Below are 21,977 nucleotides of genomic sequence, written 5' to 3'. Positions count from 1 at the left end.
CACCGATAGGCGCAAAAGCTTTCGCCGCCGTGTGCTCACGACTCGCCGCGAGCGCCGGCGGTGGAGTCATGTGCGACGAGGTCGTTCACACGCCATGAACGCTGCCGACCTGCTCGTCGAGAGCCTCGAAGTCGAGGGCGTCGAGTACGTCTTCGGCCTGCCGGGCGAGGAGTTAGAGGACATTCTCTTTTCGCTGCGCGACTCGACGATCGAATTCGTCCCCGTCCGCCACGAACAGGGCGCGGCCTTCATGGCCGACGTCCACGGCCGGCTCACGGGCGACGCCGGCGTCTGTCTCAGTACATTGGGACCGGGCGCGACGAACCTTCTGACTGGAGTTGCCGACGCCCACCTCGACAAGAGTCCAGTCGTCGCCATCACCGGGCAGGGCGGTCTCGAACGCCTGCACAAGGAGAGCCACCAGAACCTCGACGTCGTCGGCCTGTTCGAGCCGATCACGAAGTGGAATACCCAAATATCCGATCCGGAGATCGTCAACGAGTCGGTGCGCAAGGCGTTCAAACTCGCCGAACACGAGAAGCCAGGAGCTACTCACCTCGAATTCCCCGAGGACATCGCGGCCGAAGAAACCGACCGACGACCGTTGCCGTCGCGCAACCGTGTCCGCCGGCCCAGCCCCGACGACAAGGCCGTCGAGCGCGCCGCGGCGCTCCTCGCCGACGCCGACCGGCCGATCGTGCTGGCGGGCAACGGCGGTATCCGCACCCGTTCGTCCGAGCGCCTGCGCTCGTTCGTCGACGAGACGAACATCCCCGTCGTCGCCACCTACATGGGCAAGGGTGCGGTCTCGGACGCCGACGAGCACTCGCTACTGACGCTCGATTCCGGCGGCGACGAACAGGCCGCGAGCGCCATCGAACGCGCCGACGTGGTGCTCGCTGTGGGCTACGACATCGCCGAACACGACCCCGAGAACTGGAATCCGGCGGGCGAAAAGCGCGTCATCCACCTCGATTTCGAGCCGGCGGAGGTCTACGAACACTACAACCCGCAGGTCGAGGTCGTGTCGGATGTCTCAGCGGGCCTGCGCGCGATTCAGCAGACCGATGTGACCATCGATACCGACACCGAGTGGTACGCCGACCTGCGCGAGTCGATCCTCGCCGACGTGACCCGCCGACCGGACCCCGGCGAGGACTTTTCGGTCCGGCGCACGCTTCCGCTCCTCCGGGAGGCAATGGCCGACGACGACGTCTTGCTCTCGGATACGGGCAGCCACAAGATGGCCATCGCCCAGAACTTTCCTACATATGACCCGAACACCTGCATCATCTCCAATGGTTTGGCGACGATGGGGATTTCGGTACCCGGTGCGGTGGCCGCCGACCTCGCGGTCGATTCCAATGTCGTGGCCGCCACCGGCGACGGCGGCTTCCTGATGAACGCCGCCGAGATCGAGACCGCGACGCGGCTGGGTTGTGGCTTCACCATCCTGCTGTTCACCGACGACGATTACGGATTGATCTCCGAAAAACAGGAGAACCATCGGGGCGAGCACACCGGTACGCGACTCACGAACCCCGAATTCACGGCGTTCGCCGAGAGTTTCGGTATCGAGGCCCACCGACCCGAGAGCTGGGCCGAACTCGACGAGGTACTGGAGACGGTCGTGCCGCGCGACGAGATGGCGCTCGTCGAAGTGCCGGTGGTCTGACGAGCCGGCAGCAACGGCGTCACGACGATGTCCGATGACTCGCCGGGGATAGTTTCGATAGCTGTTGCCGGTTTTCGAACCACCTCGATCCCGACACACGAGAACCGCGAGCCACATACCTCCCCAGCCGACTCCTTTGCTCACTCCGTTCGCTTCGGTGCTCATCCACCGTCAGAACGTAGTTCTGACGAGCCTGCACTCGCCGTGCTCGCGCGAGTCGCGCCTCCGGGCGCTCACGGGTCGCTTGCGCTCCCCGTTCGCATCCGCGACCCTCCCTTCGGTCGGACCGCGCTTCGCTCCCGCGCGCCGACCGCGTAGCTACGTCGTTTGATTGGCGTTTCGTGCGGTCGGTCAGACGCGTGCGGTCGCCCAGATGGCCACGACACCGAGCGCGAGCGCGGGCGCGAGCGGGAGCACGAGGAAGGTATCGCGCCACGTCAGCCCGAACGCGGCGAGCACGCCGCCGGCGTGCGGGAGCGCGAGAATCGTTGCGGGAACCACGAGAAAGGCGACGACGATGACGCCGACGAGCACCCAACCGCGCCAGTCGAACTCGCGTTCGTGGGCACGGGCGGCGACCGCGTCGTACTCGCTCCGGGGCCGCTCGTCGCTTTCCGGCTCGTGGACGTAGCCCTCGTCGCTCATGGCGGCCCGCTCCGCTGCCGTCGCGTTCGCTGCCACATACCCCGCCGAAGGGCTGGCACGACCAAAAGGGTGGGGAGTTTTCCTTCCGGCGACCGGAGCCACGGTATGAGCGACGCACACGACGATTCGGCACACCACGACCACGACGAGAATGAGGCGGTCCACGCCCACGACTACGACTTCGGCCCGGTCGGGGTCGCCGTCGTGACGGTCTCGACCTCGCGGACGCTCGAAGACGACCCGGCGGGCGACGCCATCGCGGCGGCCGTCGAGGAGGGAAACGAACTGGTCACGCGCGAACTCGTCCCCGACGAGTACGACGAGGTACAGGGAACGGTCGATGCGCTCGCGAGTCGCGAGGACGTCGACTGCATCGTCATGACTGGCGGAACAGGGGTAACGCCCGACGACGTGACCATCGAGGCGGTCCGACCGCTCTTCTCGAAGGAACTGCCCGGCTTCGGCGAACTCTTCCGTGCCCGTTCGCGCGAGGAGATTGGTACGCGCGTCGTCGCCACGCGCGCTACGGGTGGCGTCGCAGACGGCGTGGCCGTGTTCTGTCTGCCGGGCAGCGAGGACGCCGCCCGACTCGGTGCGGAGATCGTCGTCGCGGAGGCCGGCCATCTCGTCGGTCTCGCCGGGCGCGACGCGAACGACGGTGCTGACGGCGAGGTGGACGAGACCGACGTGGACGAATCGGGCGACGACGGAACCGAAAACTGACTACGACGGCAGTGGACAGAGGCTCGCGGTGAGCACCGCCCGCTCCTCGCTCTCGTTGCGCGCGCCGTGGACCGCACCGCGTGCGTTCGGGACGACGCCCGGCGCGTCGACGGTCTCTTCCTCGTCGTCGCGGGTCACGATCACATTCCCTTCGAGCACGTGAAAGACGTTGGTCGCGTTCTCGTGATCGTGGGGGTCGACGCTCGCGCCGGGACCGAGGGCGAACGCCTTCACGAGCACGTCGTCGCTCACGAACAGTTCTTCGGTCAGGACCTCGCCCTCCGCGGGGTCGAGGTCGGGGTACGTATCGAGCACAGATGGAGAGCGGGCGCGAGCGGCGTAGTCCTTTCGGCGCTGCCGGAGACAGGAATTAAACGCCTGCCGATGCACTCTCCGGTATGGAGTACGTCACCGTTCAGGAGACGGAGATTCCGGCGCTCGGACTCGGCACGTGGCGCATGCAGGGTCCGACCTGCCGGCGTGCCGTGGCGACCGCCCTCGACCTCGGTTATCGCCACATCGACACCGCCCAGGCCTACGGCAACGAGCGACAGGTCGGCGCGGCCATCGCCGGGTCCGATGTCGCCCGCGAGGAGTTGTTTCTGACGACGAAACTCGGCTCCTCGAACCGCGATCACGACTCCGTCCTGGAGTCGACCCGCGAGAGCCTTCGGAAACTCGAAACCGACTACGTGGACTTGCTGCTCATCCACCAGCCGAACACCCGGACGCCGCTCGACGAGACCATCGGCGCGATGGACGACCTCGTTTCCGAGGGACTCGTCGAGCACATCGGCGTCTCGAACTTCGGCGTCTCGCGCCTCCACGCCGCCCGCGAGCACGCGACCGCGCCGATCCTCACGAACCAGGTCCAGTACCATCCCTTCTGGGACCAGACCTCGATGGTCGACTACTGTCAGATCCACGACCTCATGCTCACAGCATATAGCCCGCTGGCCCACGGCGGCGCGGTCGACGACGACGTCCTCGAAGAGATCGGCGCGCGCTACGAGCGGACGCCAGCCCAGGTCGCGCTTCGCTGGCTGGTTCAACAAGATAACGTCTCGACGGTGCCGAAATCGACGAGTCCCGCCCATCTGGAAAGCAACCTCCAGATATTCGACTTCGCACTCACCGACGAGGAGATGCGCGCGATTCGACGCCCCTCGATTTCCCGCACGGCGTCGAGTTTCCTCCGTGCACGACTGCCGTTCTGAGGTTCGCCGACCCGACCGCTTTCCTTCCCGCCCCTCGTCGCTTCGCTATGGCCACCGAACTCGCAGACGGCATCCACTGGTTCGAGCTAACTGGCGTGAACGCCTACCTCGTCGAAGACGACGTGCTCACGCTCGTCGACGCCGGCACGCCGTTCGACGCCCCCGCCATCGAGGCGGGCATCAAGGACGCCGGTCACACGGTCGGCGACGTCGAACGGGTCCTCCTGACGCACTACGATTTCGACCACGCGGGCGCGCTCGCCCACCTCACTGACCTCGATGCGACGGTCCGTGCGGGCGCGATCGACGCCGGCCTCCTGACCGGGGAGCGCAAGCCACCACTCGGCAACCACAAGGGACTGCTCCAGCGCGCGACCGGGCCGTTCGTCCGTTCACCCGTCTTCCCCGTCGAGCCGATCGCCGACGGCGAACGAGTGGGTTCGTTCACGGCTCATCACACGCCGGGGCACACCCCCGGTCACACCGCCTTCGTGAGCGAGGAGCGCTCGGCGGGCTTTCTCGGCGACCTCGTCTTCGAGGGGAGTGGTGCACTCACGTCCTCGCCGTGGCTCGTGAGCTACGATACCGCACAGGTCGAAACGAGTGTGCGGTCGCTCGCCGAGCGCACACCGCCCTTCGACGTCCTCGGCATGGGCCACGGCGTGCCCTTCGTCCGGGGCGGCGACGAGCGCCTCGCGGACCTCGCCGCTAACTGAGGACCTTTGCCGGTTCGGCACCGAGCGATTCCATGACCGACGGCGACGAACTCCCCGACGGCTGGAACAGACCGGACTCCGAGGCACAGGCCGGCCAGTACAACCCACAGCAGCCGATCCGCTACGAGCGCGACGGTATCGAGGTTCACCTCCAACCGGCGACCAATACTCCGGATACGGGCCAAGACGTCTGGCGGCTCAACGTCATCGGCGCGGACCACAAGGCGACCGAACCGCTCCGAGAGGGTATCGAGGGCCGCGACAGCGCCATCGAGGCCGCCCGTGAGTTCATGGAGTCCTACAACGAGCGCTGCGCCGGGGGCGAGGAGAGTGCCGAAGCGGTCATTGCATCGTTCCGGTGAGCTCCTCGGCGACGGTTTCGGGGTCGAAGAGCGCGGGGTCGAGCAGCAAGTCGGCCTGTCCCTTGGCGAACTCCGGCAGCGACTCGCGCGAATAGACCACCACCCGAATCTCCCCGACGAGGTCCACGGCCACGGGTATCGAGGTCGCCTGTCCGACGTCCGTGAGAACGTAGATATCCCCACTCCCGATACCGCTCTCTTTGAGCGCCGCGCCGTCGGCGATGCCGTCGATGCGCACCACGTCCATGCCTTCGGCTTCGAGCGCGTCGCCCAGTCCGTCGGGGTCAGGACCGGCGAGGACCGTTTTCGTCATTCGTACTCGATGGTCGCGGGCGGTTTGTGCGTGACGTCGTAGACGACGCGGGAGACGTCGTCGAGAGAGCCCGTGATCCGACTCTGGAGGCGCTGGAGGGTCTCCCAGTCGAGTTCCTGGGCGCGAGCGGTCATCCCGTCGCGCGACTCGACCGCCCGTACCGCGACCACCCAGCCGTGGACCCGGTTGTCGCCCTTGACCCCTGTGGCCTTGCCGATGACCGCCGCGAGCGCCTGCCACGGGTCGTACTCCTCCAATTCTTCTTCGACGATGTGGGTCGCCTCGCGCGCCACGCGGAGCTTCTCCTCGGTGACTTCACCGAGCACTCGTACTGCGAGACCCGGACCGGGAAACGGCATCCGTTCTGCCACTAACTCGTCGAGGTCGAGCGCGCGGGCGACCTCGCGGACTTCGTCCTTGTAGAGTTCGCGAACGGGTTCGACGAGACCCTCGAAATCCACGACCTCGGGCAGGCCCCCGACGTTGTGATGGGACTTGATGTTCCCCTCCGATTCGATGCGGTCGGGGTAGATGGTGCCCTGTACGAGATACTCCGCCTCGGTCTCGCGGGCCTCGCGCTCGAACTCGCGGATGAAGCGCTCGCCGACGATCTTTCGCTTCTCCTCTGGGTCGGTCACTCCCGAGAGCGCGTCGAGGAACCGCTCGTGGGCGTCGACGATGCGCAACCCCTCCATGTACGCGAAGGTTTCTTCGACCTGCTCGGTCTCGCCCTTGCGCATCAATCCCGTGTCGACGTAGACTGGTGTGAGTTGGTCGCCGAGCGCCTCGTAGGCGAGCGCGGCCGCCACCGACGAGTCCACGCCGCCCGAGAGGGCAATCACGGCGCTCGAATCGCCGACTTCCTCGTCGATCTCGGCGATGGCGTCGTCGATGAACTTCTGTACTTCGACCATCAGGCTTCCACCTCGCCGACCCGCTGTTCGCGCTCGTCGATGGCGGCGTCGAGAAACCCGACAAATGGGGGACTCGCCCGCCCAGGCCGCGACCGAAATTCTGGATGAAACTGCGTGCCGAAGAAGAACGGATGGGATGGCAGTTCGAGGATCTCCATTCGGTTGTTCGCGCGGCCCGAGAAGGTCATTCCCCCTGATTCCAACTCCTCGATGTATTCGGGGTTGACCTCGTAGCGGTGGCGGTGGCGCTCGACACACGAACCGCCGTAAAGGTCCGCCGCAAGCGTTCCCGGTTCGATATCGGTCTCGTGGGCACCGAGTCGCATCGTCCCACCGAGGTCCTCGACGTCGTACTGTTCGGGTAGCAGGGCGATGACGGGATGTGGCGTTTCGGGTTCCATCTCCGTCGAGTGTGCGTCTTCCATTCCACAGACGTTTCTCGCGTGCTCGATGACGGCCATCTGGAAGCCGAGACACAGCCCTAGGAAGGGCACCCGGTTCTCGCGGGCGTAGCGCGCCGCGGCGATCTTCTCGCCGGTGCCCCGCGTGCCGAACCCGCCCGGCACGACGATGCCGTCGGCCTCCTTGAGACGGCGCTCGTGGGTGTTGGCCATCTCCTCGGCGTCGACCCACAGGACTTCGACCTCGACGCCGTGTTCGAGACCGGCGTGTTTGAGCGCCTCGTGGATCGAGAGGTAGGCGTCTTCGAGGGCGTATTTCCCGACGAGTGCCACGGTCACGGTACCGGACTGCTCGCGGGTCACGATGTCACGCCACTGACTCGCGCGCTCGGTTTTCGGCCGGGCCGCCTCGCCGATCTCCAACCTGTCCATCACGTACTCGTCGAGCCCCTCCTCTTCGACCACCAGCGGCACGTGATAGATGTCCTCGACGTCGGGGTTCGAAAAGACCGCCTCGGTGGGCACGTCACAGAAGAGCGCGATCTTCTCCTTGGTGTCGGCGTCGAGTTCGTCCTCGCACCGCCCGACCACGATGTCCGGCTGCAGCCCGATAGAGCGGAGTTCCTTCACGCTGTGCTGGGTGGGTTTGGTCTTCTGCTCGCCGTTTTTCGAGTAGGGAACCAAGGTGACGTGGGCGAGCAGAACGTCTTCTTCGCGCTCCTCGTGGGCGAACTGGCGGATCGCCTCGTAGTAGGGACCGCCCTCGATATCGCCGACCGTGCCGCCGACCTCGATGAGACAGACGTCGTGGCCCGCCGCGGCCGCCCGAACCCGGCGCTTGATGTCGTCGGTGATGTGGGGAATTATCTGAACTGTCTTCCCGAGGTAGTCGCCCGCGCGCTCCTTCTCGATCACGTTCTTGTAGAGCTTGCCAGTCGTGATGTTCTGGTCGAAGGCCATGTCCGCGTCGAGGAAGCGCTCGTAGTTTCCCAAATCGAGATCGACCTCGCCGCCGTCCTTGAGGACGTAGACCTCGCCGTGCTGGTAGGGGTTCATCGTCCCGGCATCGACGTTGAGATACGGATCGATTTTGACGGCGGTGACGTCGAACCCCGCGTTTTCGAGCAACCGTCCTGTGCTCGCGGCCGTGATTCCCTTCCCGAGACCGCTCATCACTCCTCCGGTGACGAAGACGAACTTCGGTCCCGAATCGGGACCCGAATCGGTCGGCATAGCAACGGTGAGCAAGCGGTAGGGAAAGACGTTTCGGAGCGCACGACGTTCCTATCGGAAGCTATCGAAAACCGCCACGACGCGCGCGGCCACTTTCCCCGACTGACCGAGGAAGAAATGGTCTGCCGACAGTCCCTCGACAGCCATGCCGAGTTCGCGGGCGCGCTCGACCACCGGCTCCCAGTCGGCGGTCGAATCGCGTTCGGCGTACAGGATTTTCACTGGCGCGTCGATGTCGTCGAGTGCGACCACCGCGTCGGCTCCCTCCCGGCCGCTGTCGGGCGCGAGCGCACAGACCGCCCACAGGTCGTCGATTCCGGGAGCGGTACACAGCGCCATCGTCGCGCCGAAACTAAATCCAAAGAGTCCCACCCTGTCGTAGCGCTCGCGTGCCCACCGGACGGCGTTTTTGACATCTGTCTGCTCGCCGCGGCCCTCGTTCCATGCCCCATAATCGAATCGCAGACAGGCGATGCTCTGCTCGCCGAGTGCGTCGCTCACGGCCGTGAGCCGTTGGTCCGAGCGTGTGCCGCCTTGCTGGGGATGGGGCGGGCAGGCGACGACGATTTCGGTCGCCTCGTCGTCCGGTTCGTCGAGCGTGCCGCGGGCGTCCCGGCCGCCGGGGAGTACGACGTCCATCACTCGCTTACCGGGTGGACGGTGTTTTAAGATGGCGGAGCGCTAGTGGCCGCTATGGGCATCCTCTCGCGCGCGTCGTACGTCGTCCGATCACGGCTCAATTCAATCCTCAACAGCGCCGAGGACCCGGGCGAACAGCTCGATTACTCCTACGAACAGCTCCGCGACCAACTCCAAGACGTCAAGGGCGGCATCGCCGACCTCACGACCCAGAAGAAGCGCCTCGAAATCCAGAAGCGCCGGCTCGAAGAGAACGTCGAGAAACACAACGAGCAGGCCCGCGAGGCCGTCCGGCAGGACCGCGAGGACCTCGCCAGACAGGCCCTCGAAAAGAAAAAGCAGAAGATGACGCAGATCGAGGATTTGGAGGGTCAGATCGCCGACCTCCAGAACACCCAGGACCAACTCGTCGAGAAGAAAAATACTCTTCAGGGGCGCATCGAGGAGTTCCGCACCCAGAAGGAGACGATGAAAGCGCGCTACGAGGCCGCCGAGGCGAGCACTCGTGTATCGGAGGCGATGACGGGCGCTGGCGATGAGATGGAAGATGTCGGCCGCTCGATCGAGCGCGCCAACGAGCGCACCGAGGACATGGAGGCCCGCGCGGCCGCGATGGACGAACTTGAGGAGTCGGGCGCGTTCGAGGACGCGCTGTCCGACCAGGACAACATCGACCGCGAACTCGAATCGCTGAGCACCGACAGCGAGGTCGACGCCGAACTCGAAACCCTGCAAGCCGAGATGGGCGAGGGAACGACCACGGACGACTCCACAAGCGAGTCGACCGACGAGAGTACAGAAACCGAGACCAACGAGGCGAGCGCTGCCGATGGCGTAGACGGTTCCGGCAGCGAAGGGTCCGACCCCGAAGTCGAGGCCGAACTCGAAGAGCTACAGAACGACCCCGACAACTGAGTCGCTACTCGATGTTCTCGCCCTGATAGCTTCCGGCGTAGGTTTCCTCGTGGTCGGCGTCGGCGAGCACGAACTGCGCGACGCGCGCGCCGCGTTCGAGTTCGATGTCGTGGTGAACCTGCAAGAGACCCTCGCCACGGCCCTCGTAACCCGAATCCCAGACGGCGGTGTGGAGCATACACGAATTGCGCATGAGCGACGAGCGCGGGTAGACGAATCCCACGTGGTCGTCAGGGATGCTGATTCGCTCGCCGTAGCGCGCGACGTACCCACCCGGCGCGAGCGAATAGCTGCCTGAACCATCGGTGCCGAGTTCCCGGCGCTCGCCGACCGTCTTGCCGTCGACGCCGATACGGCCCGGTTCTTGCTGTTCGAAGACGGCATCGAGGGTGAGGTCGACGCCGTTGGGCTGGATCTGCTCGTCCGCCACGGGCGCGAGCTGTGCGGCGACGAACGAACCGCTCTCGTACATATCCATCCTTTCCAGCCGCGAGTAAATGCGTATCGAAGCTGTCGCATTGTCTTCTCGGGACCATCAAACTGGTTTGGTGGGGAGTAGCTACGACGGCCCACACCCCGCTACGGATCCCGACGCCAATGAGAACCGCAAGCCACACCCTCCCCAACCGATTCGCTCACTCTACGGTCGTTCACTCATCCCTCGCGCGTTCTCCGGCCACCGGCCGGATTCATCGCGCGCCACCGCTTTCGTCAGCGGTCGGATTCTTGCCCCATGATTCTGCTGAGCGGGATGGCAATATTTGCGGTGTGTGACGATCGTTGCGGAGAGACGCAGGGGATTTATACCGATGGGTAGCCGAGTGTTCGGTGCTATGGGAAAAACGCTGACCGAGAAGATCCTCGACGACCACCTTGTCGAGGGCGAACTCGAAACCGGCGAGGAGATCGGCATCGACATCGACCAGGTACTCACACAGGACACGACGGGGACTCTCGTGTGGCTCCAGTTCGAGGCGCTCGGCCTCGACGAGGTCCAGACCGAACTCGCCGCCCAGTACTGCGACCACCAGACCTACCAGTTCGACTTCAAGAACTCCGACGACCACCGCTTCCTCCGTTCGGCCGCCGGCACCTTCGGCGCACACTTCTCGCGCCCCGGCAACGGCATCTGCCACCAAGTCCACAAAGAACGGTTCGCCGCACCGGGCAAGACGATGCTCGGCAGCGACTCGCACACCCCGACTCCTGGGGGTATGGGCGAACTCGCCATCGGCTCCGGCGGACTCGATGTCGCCGTTGCGATGGGCGGCGGCCAGTACTACATCGAGATGCCCGAGGTCGTCAACGTCCACCTCGAAGGCGAACTCCCCGAGTGGGCGACCGCCAAGGACGTCATCCTTCACCTGCTCGGCGAGCTCTCGGTGAAGGGCGGCGTCGGCAAGGTGCTCGAATACACCGGCCCCGGTGTCGAGAACCTCTCGGTGCCCGAGCGGACCACGATCACCAACATGGGCACCGAACTCGGCGCGACGACCTCGATCTTCCCGACCGACGACCGAACTCACGAGTTCCTCTCGCGGCTCGGCCGCGAGGACGAACACGTCGAGATCGGTCCGGACGACGACGCCGAATACGACGACCAGATCGACGTCGACCTCAGTAGTCTGGAGCCGCTCATCGCTACGCCGTCGATGCCCGACAACGTCGTGCCCGTCAGCGAGGTCGCCGGCGAGGACGTCGACCAGGTCATCATCGGTTCCTGTACCAACGGTGCCTACGAGGACATCCTTCCGGGGGCGAAGATGCTCGAAGGCCGCGAGATCGACAAGCGCACCGAGATGATCGTCGCGCCTGGCTCGAAACAGGCCTCCGAACTGCTCGCCCGCGAGGGCTGGAGCGCCGAGATGATGGCCGCCGGCGTCAACTTCTCCGAGGCGACCTGTGGTGCCTGCATCGGCATCGGCCACGTGCCCGCCTCCGACTCGGTGAGTCTCAGAACCTTCAACCGCAACTTCGAGGGCCGCTCGGGCATCGAGGACGACTCGGTCTACCTCTGTTCGCCGGAGGTCGCCACGGCCTCGGCGCTCGCCGGCGAGATCGTCGATCCGCGCGACCTCGCCGAGGAACTCGGCGACCTCGAAGACCCCGGATTCGAGATGGCCGACACCTACGACGGCTCGACGGCCGACCTCATCGCGCCCGACGAGTCCGTCGACGACGGTCTCGTGAAGGGGCCGAACATCGGCGACGTCCCCCTCAAAGACCCGCTCGACGCCCACCTCGAAGGCTCCGCGCTGCTCAAGATGGGCGACAACATCACGACCGACCACATCATTCCCGCAACGCAGGACATCCTGATGTACCGGTCGAACATCCCGAAGCTCTCGGAGTTCACCCTCTCGCGCGTCGACGAGGAGTTCGCCCAGCGCGCGCTCGACGCCGACGGCGGCTTCCTCGTCGCCGGCGAGAACTACGGCCAAGGCTCTTCGAGAGAGCACGCCGCCCTCTGCCCGATGTATCTCGGTGTTGAGGGCGTCCTCGCACAGAGTTTCGCCCGCATCCACAAGGCGAACCTCTTCAACTTCGGGCTCCTTCCTTTGGAGATCGACGCTGACGCACAGGAGAAGATCGCGGAAGGCGACGATATCGAGATCGTCGACGACGTCGAGGAGGCCGTCCGCTCCGGCACCGAGGAGTTCACGATCCGCGTGAACGACGACTGGGAGACCACAGGAATCCTCAAAGCCTCCGAACGCGAGCGCGACATCCTCGCCGCCGGCGGCAAGCTGCCCCACACCAAGGCCCAGCAGGAGGGTGGCTCGGGCGCCGCTCCGGCTGACGACTAAGCACCCACTTTTTTACTCCTCGGGTCGGCTCACTCCGTTCGCCGACCACTCGTCGCAAAAACCTGGACTAAAAACTCCCGTTCGCTCCCTGCGGTCGCTCACGGTGGACCGCGCTCGTTACACTCGCGCGGATGCTGATGCTCTCCGCACAGCACCGCCTCCGCAGAAGCCCTCGCTCCCTACGGTCGCTCACCTTTCATCCACCAGGACCGCGCCACAACCGCCAACCGCACCCGCACCGCGACGGCGGCCGCGCCGCAACCGCCGCCGGGCAGGCTTTTCACTGCCGACTCCCTGACGCGGGCATGGACTGTCCCGACTGCGGGGCCACCACGGTCGCGTTCGCGGTCCCCGACGACCTCGACGGATTCGACGAACCCACGGCCGCGCTCTGCACGCGCTGTCTCGCGCTCCATTCTACCGAGAGGAGCGACGCGAACCCCGATTTCACGGCCATCAGTGACGACTTCCCGACCGGTGCGGCGGCGGTGCCAATGGCGCTCACGGTTGGACTGCTCGATTCCCTCGTACTCCACCGAAACGCGGTCGAGACGCTGCTCGAACGGGTCGAACGGAAGGGGACGGACCCGCTGCTCGTCCTCGATCGGTTGGCGTCCGAGCCGGAACTCGACCCGAAAATCGACCTCGCGACGCGCCGCCGGCAAGTCGCGCAGTTTCGCGATTAGGGCTGTTTGACCGCCGAGGCGATGCGCTGTACCAGTGACGGCGAGGTGCGTCTGTCCTCGGCGACCTGATAGTCGTTGCTGAGGCTGCCATCCCTGTCGGCACTCAGGATGCGCATGTCGGCCCCTTCGGCTATCGCCACGACACCCTCCTCGACGGCACCGAGCGTCGTCACGAGATACGGTCGTGCGTCCGTGGCGGCCGCGATGTCGCGCAACTGGGTCGCAGCCTCGCGTCCGGGCCGCTCGTGGACCGCCGCCACGACGCGGCTGTCGAGTAGGGCGTCCTCGCCGTAGACGTGTACCGGCTGCTCGCTCCCTCCCGTGTCGACGGTGGTGTTCGCGCGCGCGTCGAACCCGCGTTCTTCCAAGGTCTCGACCATCGACTCGCGGGCGGCCAGTTGTGCCTCGACCCAGCGCGTTCCCTCGTCGGTGAGCGCGTACCGACAGAGCACGCGCTCGGTCGCGTCGCCGGGTGCGTAGATGTCGCCACAGTCACGACAGCGAAGCCCGTGTTCCGGTGACTCGGAGTACGACCCACAGTCCTGGCAGACGTGGCGCATCCCACGTTCGACGCCATCCAGCGAGTCGAGGCGTGCCTCGCAGTCGGGGCAGACGTACTCCTCCGGGCCGACCTCGAACTCCTCGCGCGGGGCGATGTGGCCACACGTCATGTGTTCGAACAGTTCGGTTTCGACCGTGTGGGCCGACCCACAGCCCGGACAGGCGGTGGTGTAGGCCATCCCCTCCGCGCCACAGCCGGGACAGAGATACACCTTCTCCTCGAAGGTCTTGCCGAGGATCCCGCGTCGGGCGAGTGCTTCGAGCACCTCGAAGGCCGCGGGATCGCCCGTGCCGAGGCGCGCTGCGGCGTCGGGATAGCTTACCGTGCCGCTGTCGGTGTCGATGGTGGGTTCGTACTCCGCCTGTGAGCCGTCCGCGAGCGCGGTGAGCGCCGTGAGTGTGCCGGGCGAAACCATGGTCGATACCGTTCACTCCGTCGCCGACGGTATATAGTTTCTTCCACGACGCGACTGCCGAACGGTTCAGACGCCCGTCGAGTACCGCAGGATGCCGGCGATGCCGCCGAAGGCGTTCAACAGCTGTTCGCCCTTCTCGAAGTCAGACGAGATGAATCGGGTTTCGGTGCCGCGCTGTTCGGCGATGGAGATGAGGTGGTCGATGGCGTCCTCGCGCTCGACTTCGACCGGCTCCGCACCGCACTGCTCGCAGGTGTGGTCGGGCGTCTCGGCACGCGGGTCGACGAGTTCGTGGTCTTCGTGGCCCTCCGGGCAGTCGTAGGTGACGGCGTCCTTGCGGAGGTCCTCCGAGATCAGCAATCTATCCACCGAGCCGAGCACGAGGTTCTCCCTCGTGGGGGCGAACCCGTAGGTGGCGAGGTCACCTCCGTGAAGTTCGGCGAAGAACTCCTCCATCTCCGCCTTGTCCTGCATCACTTCCTGGTCGGCCAGCGCGTCGCTCGCGGCGTCGACGAGGTCCGAGAGGCCGGACTCGTCGGTGTAGGCGACGTCGAACTTCCCGACGACCTTGTCCTGGAGCTCGTGATGGAGGTAGTCGCCGTCGAGGAACTCGTCCTTGGTAGGGGACGGCCCACCGACGAGCACGCCGTCGATGTCGTGGCGTTTGGGCACCATCAGGTCGTCTGCCATCCCCGCCACCTCCTGATAGAAGTTGTCGATGGCCTCCAGACGCAGGCGGGCGAATCGCTGGGCGGACTGGCCACCCTTTCGCTGCTTGCCGGGCACCAGCGAACTCGCCGACTTGACTGCCTCGATGCGCTTGCCCTTGAGCCAGCCGACGTTGGCCTCCCGTCGGTCGAGCACGACGAGTCCAAAGAGTCCCTGGTCGGCGAGCATCTGCTCTAAGGGTTCGGTGACGAACTCCGACGAACAGCGGTAAAGCGAGGACTGGATCGGCTGTGGCGGGTCCTCGAGCACTTTGGTGACCATCTCGGTACGACCACCACCGATGTCGATGGCTCCGCTGAACACCACGAGACCGTTCTCGGGCGGGAACGTGTCGTAGTACCTGAGACGGTCCTTGATGGATTTCAGGGCGTCCTGGACGTTCGTGCGGGTCTGCTTGGATTTGATGTTCGAGGCTTCGGAATACTCCTCGTTGACGTGAGCGACGACGCTCGAGATCTGCTCGTCGGGCGTGATGTAGATGCTCACCAACTGGGTGCCCGACCCCTCGTGTTCTTTGAGGTCCTCGATGACCCGCCGGAACTCGTATTTCTTCCGGTCGGACTGTTCGGTTTGTTGGGTACTCATTGGCCACAATACCGCCTTCCGGGGTAAGTACCCTTTGGCAGCCCTCTCACACCGCGGGCAGTTTTATGTAGGCGGTCGTGGTTAGCACGACCATGACCGGACACGTCTACGCGCTCGCGGGCGGCAAGGGTGGCGTCGGTAAGACCACTTCGACCATCAACCTCGGCGCGGCGCTGCGCGCGGCGGGCTACGATACGGTCGTCGTCGATGCCGACCTCGCGATGGCGAACCTCGGTGCGATGGTCGACGTTCTCTCCGGGCCGACGCTGCACGACGTGCTCGCGGACGAAGCCGCTCTGCATGAAGCGCTGGTCTGGCTCCCCAGTAATGATCCGCCGACGCGCTCGCCGCCCGACGAGGGGCCGCATCTGGTCGCCGTCCCGGGGTCGCGCTCGCTCGATGCGTTCGCCGCCGCCGACCCCGGCGACCTCGGTGGCGTGTTGCGCTCGCTCGCCGAGGCAGCCGATTTCGTGCTCTGTGACACCGGCGCGGGGCTGAGCCACGAGAGCACCGTCCCGCTCGGCGTCGCCGACGGCGTGGTCGTGGTGACGACGCCCGACCCCGTGGCCATCGCCGATGCGAAGAAGACCATCGACTTCGCCGCCCACGCCGGCGGGACGATCGTCGGCACGGTGCTCACACACGCTGGCGAGGAGACCGACGTCTCGCTGCTCGCCGACGACCTCGGCGTCGAGATGCTGGCGGTCGTGCCCGACACCGACGCCGCCGGCGACGAACCGCTCGTCGAGAGCGCTCCCGAGAGCTACGCGGCCGACGCCTACGAGCGCCTCGCGGCGACGCTCGCAGAGCGTGGCGACCCCGGTACGAGCGAGTTCGCCGATAGCGACCTCGTGAACCGACCCGACGAATCGAACCCGACCGAATCGACCGTCGTCGGTCGTCTCTCGGGCATGCTCGACCGGAGCGAGGACGGCTGAAGGGTCGATTCGGGGACGAACACCCGTCGGGGTCGGGGGACACATATACCGTCGCGGCCGTACCCCGTGTATGGCCGATCACAGAGCGACGCTTCGCGAATACGCCGACTACGCCTGCCCGTTTTGCTATCTCACCCATCGCTCCCTCGAACGGTATCGAGGGATGCGCGAGGAACCGCTGGTCGTCGACTGGCGGCCCTACGACCTCCGTGGCGACAGCCGCGACGCGAACGGCGACATCGAGGGCGGGATGGGCTACCCCGAGCAAGTCGCACAGCCCATCGAGCAACTGCGAGCGGAACACGACGCGAGCGAGATGCTCGCCCCCGATACCGTCCCGAAGGTCGATTCACACGACGCACAGCTGGTGTCGCTCTCCGTCAAAAACGACCATCCCGACCGGTGGGTGGCCCTCGACGGTGCGCTGTTCGCGGCGCTGTGGGAGGACGGCCGCGACATCGACAACGAGGACGTCTTGGCCGACGTGGCGTCAAGCGTCGGTATCGAGGCGGATACCGTTCACGGCGTCCTCGCCGACGACGAGTCTCGCGAGCGACTCGCCGAACGCTTCGCCGACGCGCGTCACAGCGGTGTCACGGACGTCCCGACGTTCGTCGCGGACGGCCGCACTGAGACGGGGTTCCTCTCGGCCGACGAACTCGACGCGTTCGTTCGCGGCGAATAGGATCCTGGATTGTTCACTAGCAGCGCTGGCCTACATCGATTCGGGTGCGGCGACGCCGAGTAGCCCGAGCGCGTTCGCAACCGTCCGTCGCGCGGCAGCCACGAGCGCGAGGCGCTGTCTGCGCACCTCACCCTCGGCCGAGAGCACCGGACACTCGCGATAGAAGGCGTTGAACGCCTCGGCGAACGTGCGCGTGTAGGTCGCCACCACGTGGGGGGCGAGTTCGTCGGCCGCGCGCTCGACGACCGCCGGGAACCGGGCGACGACTTCGAGCAATTCACGCTCCGCGTCGGTCGTGAGCTGGCTCGCGTCGACGGTTTCTGGAATCTCGTCGATCCCCTCGGCTTCGTCGAGGATTCCGCAGGTCCGCGCGTGGACGTACTGGACGTACGGCGCGCTCTGGGCCTCGAAATCGAGCGCGCGCTCCCACTCGAAGGTGATCGACTTCGCGGGCTGTTTGGCCACGATGTCGTAGCGCACCGCGCCGATGCCAACCTGGCGAGCGATGCGCGCCACGTCCCCGTCGTCGAGTTCGTCGTCGCGGATCCGCGTATCGAGGCGGGACTGGACCTCCTCGCGGGCGCGCTCGATGGATTCGTCGAGCAGGTCGTCGAGGTCGACGCCGGTGCCCTCGCGGGTGCTCATCCCGCCCTCGGGGAGGTTGATCCACGAGTAGTAGACCGAATCCAGTTTGTCGATGTCGTTGCCGAGAATATCGAGGGTTTCGCGGAGCTGTTCGGCCTGCAGTTTGTGGTCCTCTCCCAACACGGTGACGGCGTGGTCGAAGTTGGCGAACTTCCACTCGTGGTGGGCCAAGTCGCGCGTCGTGTAAAGACTGGTTCCATCGGAGCGCAGAAAGACCAGATTCTTCTCGAAGCTCGGCAGATCGAGCTGCCACGCATCCTCCTCGTAAACCGCATAGTCGGTCTCTTTGAGCCGTGAAACGAGGTCCTCCGTCGAGCCGTCGCGGATGAATCGTGTTTCCTTCACGAACTCGTCGAAATCCACGGGCAGGCGAGAGAGCGACTCGCGCATCCCCGAGAGCACACCCTCGACGACCTCGTTTACCCGGTCATAGGTCGCCTCGTCGCCCGCTTCGAGTCCTTCGAGGATCGCGCTGATTTCGGTCTCGACGGCTCGCTGTTCGGCTTCGCTTGCTTCCTCCAGAAACTCGTTGCCCTTGCGGTAGTAGCGTACGAGGTCGTAATCGCCCCTGTCGCGCGCCGGTTCGGGGAGATCGCTCTCCTCGAAGGTCTCGTAGGCCCACGTGAACACGGCCATCTGCCGGCCGGCGTCGTTGACGTAGTAGTGGCGCGAGACGTCGTACCCAGCAAAGTCGAGCACGTTCGCGAGCGCGTCGCCGACGATGGGGTTGCGTGCCCGACCGACGTGCACGGGACCAGTGGGGTTCGCGCTCGTGTGCTCGACGACGACCGTCTCGTCCTTCCGATCGAGCCGGCCGAACCCCTCGCCGCCGGCCGTCTGTAGGGTATCGTCGTAGTAGGCCTGCGAGGGATGGAAGTTGACGTACGGACCTTCCTGTGAAACCTCGCCGATGTAGTCGTACGCCGAGGGGTCGATTGCTGCGGCGAGGTCGCCGGCGATTTGTGGCGGCGGCGCACCCACCTCGGCAGCCAACCGAAAGGCCACGCTGGAGGCGAGGACGGCATCGACGCTCTCTGGGGGGTCCTCGATGCCGGGGTCGGTCGTCTCGACGTCGAGCGTGGCGAGTGCGTCCGACAGCGCCCCGGCGACGTCGGTGCGAAGGGAGAGGAACATACCTCGGCTTCCGTGGCTCCCGCTAAATGCGTGTTGGGTTCGAACGGAGGCGGTTCGAGGAGATCGGATGGGTGCACGTTTCGCTGCCGGAAGCCGAGGGATTTACCGTCGCCGGCCCGACGTCTCTCCAAGCACCATCCGACCACCACTCGACCATCACGATTTTGTTATCCATCCTATATCCGGTATGCTTATCCGGGCCGGTCCGCTCTGTCGATGCATGTCGATGGCAACCGAGGGTACAGTTGGCAACGACGAACTCGCCACGCTCAAGCTGCTCGCGCTCGACGGCGCGCTCGGCGGCGACATCAAGATCTCGTGTGCGAACCTCGCGGCCGACCTCGACGCCTCGAACCAGACCGCCTCCAGACGCCTCCAGCATCTCGACGATACCGGCTTCCTCGCCCGCGAGACCGTCGCCGACGGCCAGTGGGTCGCGGTGACGGATGCCGGCGAGCGTGCGCTCCGGGCCGAATACGCCGACTACCGACGGCTGTTCGAGGAGGAGATGACCGTGGAACTCGATGGGACTGTGACGAGCGGGATGGGCGAGGGCCGCCACTACATCTCGCTCCCCGGCTACATGGCCCAGTTCGAGGAGCGACTGGGCTACGAGCCGTTTCCCGGCACGCTCAACGTCTCGCTCGCCGCCGAGAGCACCAGAGCGCGCACGGCGCTCGACGCCGCCACACCCGTGAAAATCGACGGCTGGGAGGACGACGAGCGCACCTACGGGCCGGCGTTTTGCTATCCCGCGACCGTGCTGAGTGGGGAAGCGGAGTACGACCGCGCGCACGTCATCGCGCCCGAACGCACCCACCACGACGAGGACAAACTCGAAGTCATCGCCCCCGCAAAACTCCGTGAGGAACTCGGACTCGACGACGAGGATTCCATCACCGTGCGTATCGAGGTGGCACCGTGACCTCGCGAACGAGCGACCACGCGGTCGATCACGGGAGCGCGGAGCCGGTCGAGCGCGCGATCGAGGCGCTGGCCGCGGGCGAACCAGTTTTGATTCACGACGCTGCCGACCGCGAGGGCGAGACCGACCTCGTCTATCCCGCCAGCGCGGTCACGCCTGACGCGCTCGCACGCCTGCGCAACGACGCCGGCGGACTGGTCTGTGTCGCGCTTTCCGATAGCGTGGCACGGGCGTTCGATCTCCCGTTCGCCCGCGAGGCGATCGACCACCCCGCGGCCGACGGGGGGAAACTGAGCTACGGCGACCGGTCGTCGTTCTCGCTGACGGTGAACCACCGTGACACCTACACGGGTATCACCGACGACGATAGATCGAAGACCATCACCGCGCTCGGTCGTGCAGCTGCCGCACCCGACGAGACCGATTTCGCCGACGAGTTCCGTGCCCCTGGACACGTCCATCTGCTCCGTGGGGCTGCCGATGGCGTAGCCGACCGCCGCGGCCACACCGAACTCGCACTCGCACTGGCCGACGTGGCCGACCGATCGCCGGCGGTCGTCGTCTGTGAGATGCTCGACGACGCCGGCGGGGCGCTCTCGCCGGCGGGCGCGCAGGCCTACGCCGAGCGCAACGGACTCGTGTACGTCGAGGGACGCGACCTCCTCGACGCCCTCCGTTAGTCGTTGGCCGCTACCGCGTTCGTCCGGGTGCGCTGGTCGGTGCCGCGACCCGTATAGGCCATCACGAACAGCACGGCCGGCGAGAGAAAGCCGAAGAAGTAGTAGGGCACGAACGCCCACGACGTGGCGAACCCGAGCACGCCGGCCATGTAGACCGCGCCGGCGTGCCACGGGAAGAGCGGTCCGGAGGGCGTGCCGGCGGCTTCGACCGCCCGCGAGAGCGCGGTCGTATCGAGGTCATACTCGTCGTAGAGGCCTCGCAGGCTGAGTCCGGGGACGACGATGCTCATGTACTGCTGGGCGGTGACGGCGTTGGTCGCCAGCGCGGCGACGCCGGTACCGGCGACCAGCGAGCCGGGCGAGTCGATGGCTGCCGCGAGGCGGTGAGCCAGTACCGCGAGGATACCGGTGCGTTCGAGCAATCCTCCCAACGAAAGCGCCGCGACGACGACCGCGATGGTCCACGCCGAGCCGGTGATGCCGCCCGTCGTGAGCAGGCCATTGACGACTTCGCTGCCCGTCTTTGGAGCTGTGCCGTTCAAGAACATGTCCCACGCCTGCGTGAACGACGCGCCCTGTGCGAGGATCGTGGTGAACACGCCCGAAAAGACGCCCGCCAGCAGCGCCGGCAGCGCCGGAACCCCGTAGATGGCGAGACCGAACGTCACGACCAGTGGAAGGAAGACGAGCGGTCCAAGGGCATAGGTCGCCGCGAGCGGGTCGCTGATGGCCGCGGCGTTCGCGCCGGCACCGTCGATGACGACCGCACCGAGGCCGGCGTAGGCGAGCACCGAGAGACCGAACGCGACCGCGGTACCGAAGCGCATCGCCCGGATGTGATCGTAGAGGTCCGTGTCGGTGATGGCGGCCGCGAGGTTCGTCGTGTCCGAGAGCGGACTCTGCTTGTCGCCGGCGTAAGCCCCCGAAACGACTGCGCCAGCGGTCATCGGGGCGGCGACCCCGAGTCCCTCGCCGATGCCGATGAACGCCACCCCGAGCGTTCCCACCGTGGTCCACGAGGAGCCGACCGCGAAGGCCACGACCGCCGCGAGCACGGCGGTCACCGGCAGGAATATCGTCGGCGTGAGCAGGCCGAGACCGTAGTACATCAGGCCCGGAATCGTGCCGGCGCTCGTCCACGTGGCGATGAGACCGTAGATGACGAACAGGATGAGAATCGCCTGTAAGCCCATCCGCAGGCCGCTCGCGGCGGCGTCGTAGAGTGCTTCCCAGTCGTAGCCGAGTCGGTAGCGGGCGAACAACCCCGTGAAGACGATGGCCCACAGCAACGGCCCGTGCGGTGCGAGACCGAGATAGCCCGACCCGATGCCGAGGGCGAGGACGACCGCGGCGACCGGCACGAGCGCCTCGGCGAGGCTCGGCCGCTGCGACGGCGCGATGTCCTCGTAGGCGAGGGGAGCGAAGTCGTTCAT

The 21,977-nt window shown here is 66.1% G+C and carries 23 protein-coding genes; 12 read left to right on the top strand and 11 right to left on the bottom strand.

The annotated features are described in order from the left end of the window. Window positions 1-94: 94 nt before the first annotated feature. Entirely contained in the window at window positions 95-1,675 is a 1,581-nt protein-coding gene (locus ACP97_RS10340; RefSeq protein ID WP_049997744.1) for an acetolactate synthase large subunit, read from the top strand. A 351-nt stretch (window positions 1,676-2,026) separates the two neighbouring features. On the opposite strand, the gene ACP97_RS10335 is transcribed toward ACP97_RS10340, so the two are convergent. Further along, window positions 2,027-2,320, bottom strand: coding sequence for a hypothetical protein (locus tag ACP97_RS10335; RefSeq protein ID WP_049998480.1), 294 nt, complete (start codon window positions 2,318-2,320; stop codon window positions 2,027-2,029). A 105-nt stretch (window positions 2,321-2,425) separates the two neighbouring features. On the opposite strand from ACP97_RS10335, the gene ACP97_RS10330 reads away from it, so the two are divergent. After that, window positions 2,426-3,043, top strand: a complete 618-nt coding sequence (locus ACP97_RS10330) for a MogA/MoaB family molybdenum cofactor biosynthesis protein (RefSeq protein ID WP_049997743.1) — start codon at window positions 2,426-2,428, stop codon at window positions 3,041-3,043. Here ACP97_RS10330 and ACP97_RS10325 read toward each other — a convergent pair whose 3' ends face one another. Next, a complete protein-coding gene (locus ACP97_RS10325) occupies window positions 3,044-3,358 on the bottom strand; it encodes a cupin domain-containing protein (RefSeq protein ID WP_049997742.1) in 315 nt (104 codons plus the stop codon). A gap of 83 nt (window positions 3,359-3,441) precedes the next feature. On the opposite strand from ACP97_RS10325, the gene ACP97_RS10320 reads away from it, so the two are divergent. Genes ACP97_RS10320 through ACP97_RS10310 form a run of 3 tightly spaced genes read left to right on the top strand, consistent with a single transcriptional unit; the run spans window position 3,442 to window position 5,338 of the window. Next, the gene (locus tag ACP97_RS10320) at window positions 3,442-4,260 is read left to right on the top strand and encodes an aldo/keto reductase (protein WP_049997741.1); all 819 of its coding nucleotides are present in this window, start codon (window positions 3,442-3,444) and stop codon (window positions 4,258-4,260) included. A 47-nt stretch (window positions 4,261-4,307) separates the two neighbouring features. Further along, window positions 4,308-4,976, top strand: a complete 669-nt coding sequence (locus tag ACP97_RS10315) for an MBL fold metallo-hydrolase (RefSeq protein WP_049997740.1) — start codon at window positions 4,308-4,310, stop codon at window positions 4,974-4,976. A 32-nt stretch (window positions 4,977-5,008) separates the two neighbouring features. Further along, on the top strand, window positions 5,009-5,338 hold the full coding sequence (locus ACP97_RS10310) for a hypothetical protein (protein ID WP_049997739.1): 330 nt from the start codon (window positions 5,009-5,011) through the stop codon (window positions 5,336-5,338). On the opposite strand, the gene ACP97_RS10305 is transcribed toward ACP97_RS10310, so the two are convergent. Genes ACP97_RS10305 through ACP97_RS10290 form a run of 4 tightly spaced genes read right to left on the bottom strand, consistent with a single transcriptional unit; the run spans window position 5,319 to window position 8,838 of the window. Beyond that, the gene (locus ACP97_RS10305) at window positions 5,319-5,651 is read right to left on the bottom strand and encodes a DUF7126 family protein (RefSeq protein ID WP_049997738.1); all 333 of its coding nucleotides are present in this window, start codon (window positions 5,649-5,651) and stop codon (window positions 5,319-5,321) included. The genes ACP97_RS10310 and ACP97_RS10305 overlap by 20 nt on opposite strands. Further along, window positions 5,648-6,565 (bottom strand): glutamine-hydrolyzing GMP synthase, encoded by a 918-nt coding sequence (guaA, locus tag ACP97_RS10300; protein WP_049997737.1) that lies wholly within the window; start codon window positions 6,563-6,565, stop codon window positions 5,648-5,650. The genes ACP97_RS10305 and guaA overlap by 4 nt, the downstream gene beginning before the upstream one ends. Beyond that, entirely contained in the window at window positions 6,565-8,199 is a 1,635-nt protein-coding gene (locus tag ACP97_RS10295) for a CTP synthase (RefSeq protein WP_049997736.1), read from the bottom strand. Before ACP97_RS10295 ends, guaA begins: the two co-directional genes overlap by 1 nt. Before the next feature lie 51 nt (window positions 8,200-8,250). Next, on the bottom strand, window positions 8,251-8,838 hold the full coding sequence (locus ACP97_RS10290) for an alpha/beta hydrolase (RefSeq protein ID WP_049997735.1): 588 nt from the start codon (window positions 8,836-8,838) through the stop codon (window positions 8,251-8,253). Between the two features lie 54 nt (window positions 8,839-8,892). On the opposite strand from ACP97_RS10290, the gene ACP97_RS10285 reads away from it, so the two are divergent. Continuing rightward, window positions 8,893-9,753: a PspA/IM30 family protein gene (locus ACP97_RS10285; protein ID WP_049997734.1), complete on the top strand. Its 861-nt coding sequence runs from the start codon at window positions 8,893-8,895 to the stop codon at window positions 9,751-9,753. 4 nt (window positions 9,754-9,757) lie between these two features. Here the strand turns inward: ACP97_RS10285 and ACP97_RS10280 are convergent, their stop codons facing one another. Beyond that, entirely contained in the window at window positions 9,758-10,225 is a 468-nt protein-coding gene (locus ACP97_RS10280) for a deoxyuridine 5'-triphosphate nucleotidohydrolase (RefSeq protein ID WP_049997733.1), read from the bottom strand. Between the two features lie 361 nt (window positions 10,226-10,586). Between ACP97_RS10280 and ACP97_RS10275 the strand changes: the two genes are divergently transcribed. Both ACP97_RS10275 and ACP97_RS10270 read left to right on the top strand, forming a co-directional pair. Then, complete coding sequence (locus ACP97_RS10275) at window positions 10,587-12,560, top strand: aconitate hydratase (protein WP_049997732.1); 1,974 nt, start codon at window positions 10,587-10,589, stop codon at window positions 12,558-12,560. Window positions 12,561-12,865: 305 nt separating this feature from the next. Continuing rightward, the gene (locus ACP97_RS10270) at window positions 12,866-13,246 is read left to right on the top strand and encodes a DUF6276 family protein (RefSeq protein WP_049997731.1); all 381 of its coding nucleotides are present in this window, start codon (window positions 12,866-12,868) and stop codon (window positions 13,244-13,246) included. Here the strand turns inward: ACP97_RS10270 and ACP97_RS10265 are convergent. Both ACP97_RS10265 and prf1 read right to left on the bottom strand, forming a co-directional pair. Then, entirely contained in the window at window positions 13,243-14,223 is a 981-nt protein-coding gene (locus tag ACP97_RS10265; RefSeq protein ID WP_049997730.1) for a TackOD1 domain-containing metal-binding protein, read from the bottom strand. The genes ACP97_RS10270 and ACP97_RS10265 overlap by 4 nt on opposite strands. A gap of 66 nt (window positions 14,224-14,289) precedes the next feature. Continuing rightward, window positions 14,290-15,537 carry a peptide chain release factor aRF-1 gene (prf1, locus tag ACP97_RS10260; RefSeq protein WP_049997729.1) on the bottom strand — a complete coding sequence of 416 codons (1,248 nt, stop codon included), beginning with the start codon at window positions 15,535-15,537 and terminating at the stop codon, window positions 14,290-14,292. 92 nt (window positions 15,538-15,629) lie between these two features. On the opposite strand from prf1, the gene ACP97_RS10255 reads away from it, so the two are divergent. Both ACP97_RS10255 and ACP97_RS10250 read left to right on the top strand, forming a co-directional pair. Next, window positions 15,630-16,475: a MinD/ParA family ATP-binding protein gene (locus ACP97_RS10255; RefSeq protein ID WP_049997728.1), complete on the top strand. Its 846-nt coding sequence runs from the start codon at window positions 15,630-15,632 to the stop codon at window positions 16,473-16,475. A 70-nt stretch (window positions 16,476-16,545) separates the two neighbouring features. Beyond that, window positions 16,546-17,160 carry a DsbA family oxidoreductase gene (locus ACP97_RS10250; RefSeq protein ID WP_049997727.1) on the top strand — a complete coding sequence of 205 codons (615 nt, stop codon included), beginning with the start codon at window positions 16,546-16,548 and terminating at the stop codon, window positions 17,158-17,160. Window positions 17,161-17,190: 30 nt separating this feature from the next. Here ACP97_RS10250 and argS read toward each other — a convergent pair whose 3' ends face one another. Further along, the gene (gene argS, locus ACP97_RS10245; RefSeq protein ID WP_049997726.1) at window positions 17,191-18,939 is read right to left on the bottom strand and encodes an arginine--tRNA ligase; all 1,749 of its coding nucleotides are present in this window, start codon (window positions 18,937-18,939) and stop codon (window positions 17,191-17,193) included. Between the two features lie 220 nt (window positions 18,940-19,159). Between argS and ACP97_RS10240 the strand changes: the two genes are divergently transcribed. Both ACP97_RS10240 and ribB read left to right on the top strand, forming a co-directional pair. After that, a complete protein-coding gene (locus ACP97_RS10240; RefSeq protein ID WP_049997725.1) occupies window positions 19,160-19,864 on the top strand; it encodes a DUF120 domain-containing protein in 705 nt (234 codons plus the stop codon). Further along, window positions 19,861-20,544: a 3,4-dihydroxy-2-butanone-4-phosphate synthase gene (ribB, locus tag ACP97_RS10235; protein ID WP_049997724.1), complete on the top strand. Its 684-nt coding sequence runs from the start codon at window positions 19,861-19,863 to the stop codon at window positions 20,542-20,544. The genes ACP97_RS10240 and ribB overlap by 4 nt, the downstream gene beginning before the upstream one ends. Here ribB and arcD read toward each other — a convergent pair. Continuing rightward, the gene (gene arcD / locus ACP97_RS10230) at window positions 20,541-21,977 is read right to left on the bottom strand and encodes an arginine/ornithine antiporter ArcD (protein ID WP_049997723.1); all 1,437 of its coding nucleotides are present in this window, start codon (window positions 21,975-21,977) and stop codon (window positions 20,541-20,543) included. The two genes, ribB and arcD, sit on opposite strands and share 4 nt — an antisense overlap.

The organism is Halococcus sediminicola, from assembly GCF_000755245.1.
In the GTDB taxonomy this organism is placed as follows: Archaea; Halobacteriota; Halobacteria; order Halobacteriales; family Halococcaceae; genus Halococcus; species Halococcus sediminicola.
The sequence above is the reverse complement of the archived record's forward strand: the minus strand, read 5'-3'. Positions and strand labels throughout refer to the sequence as shown.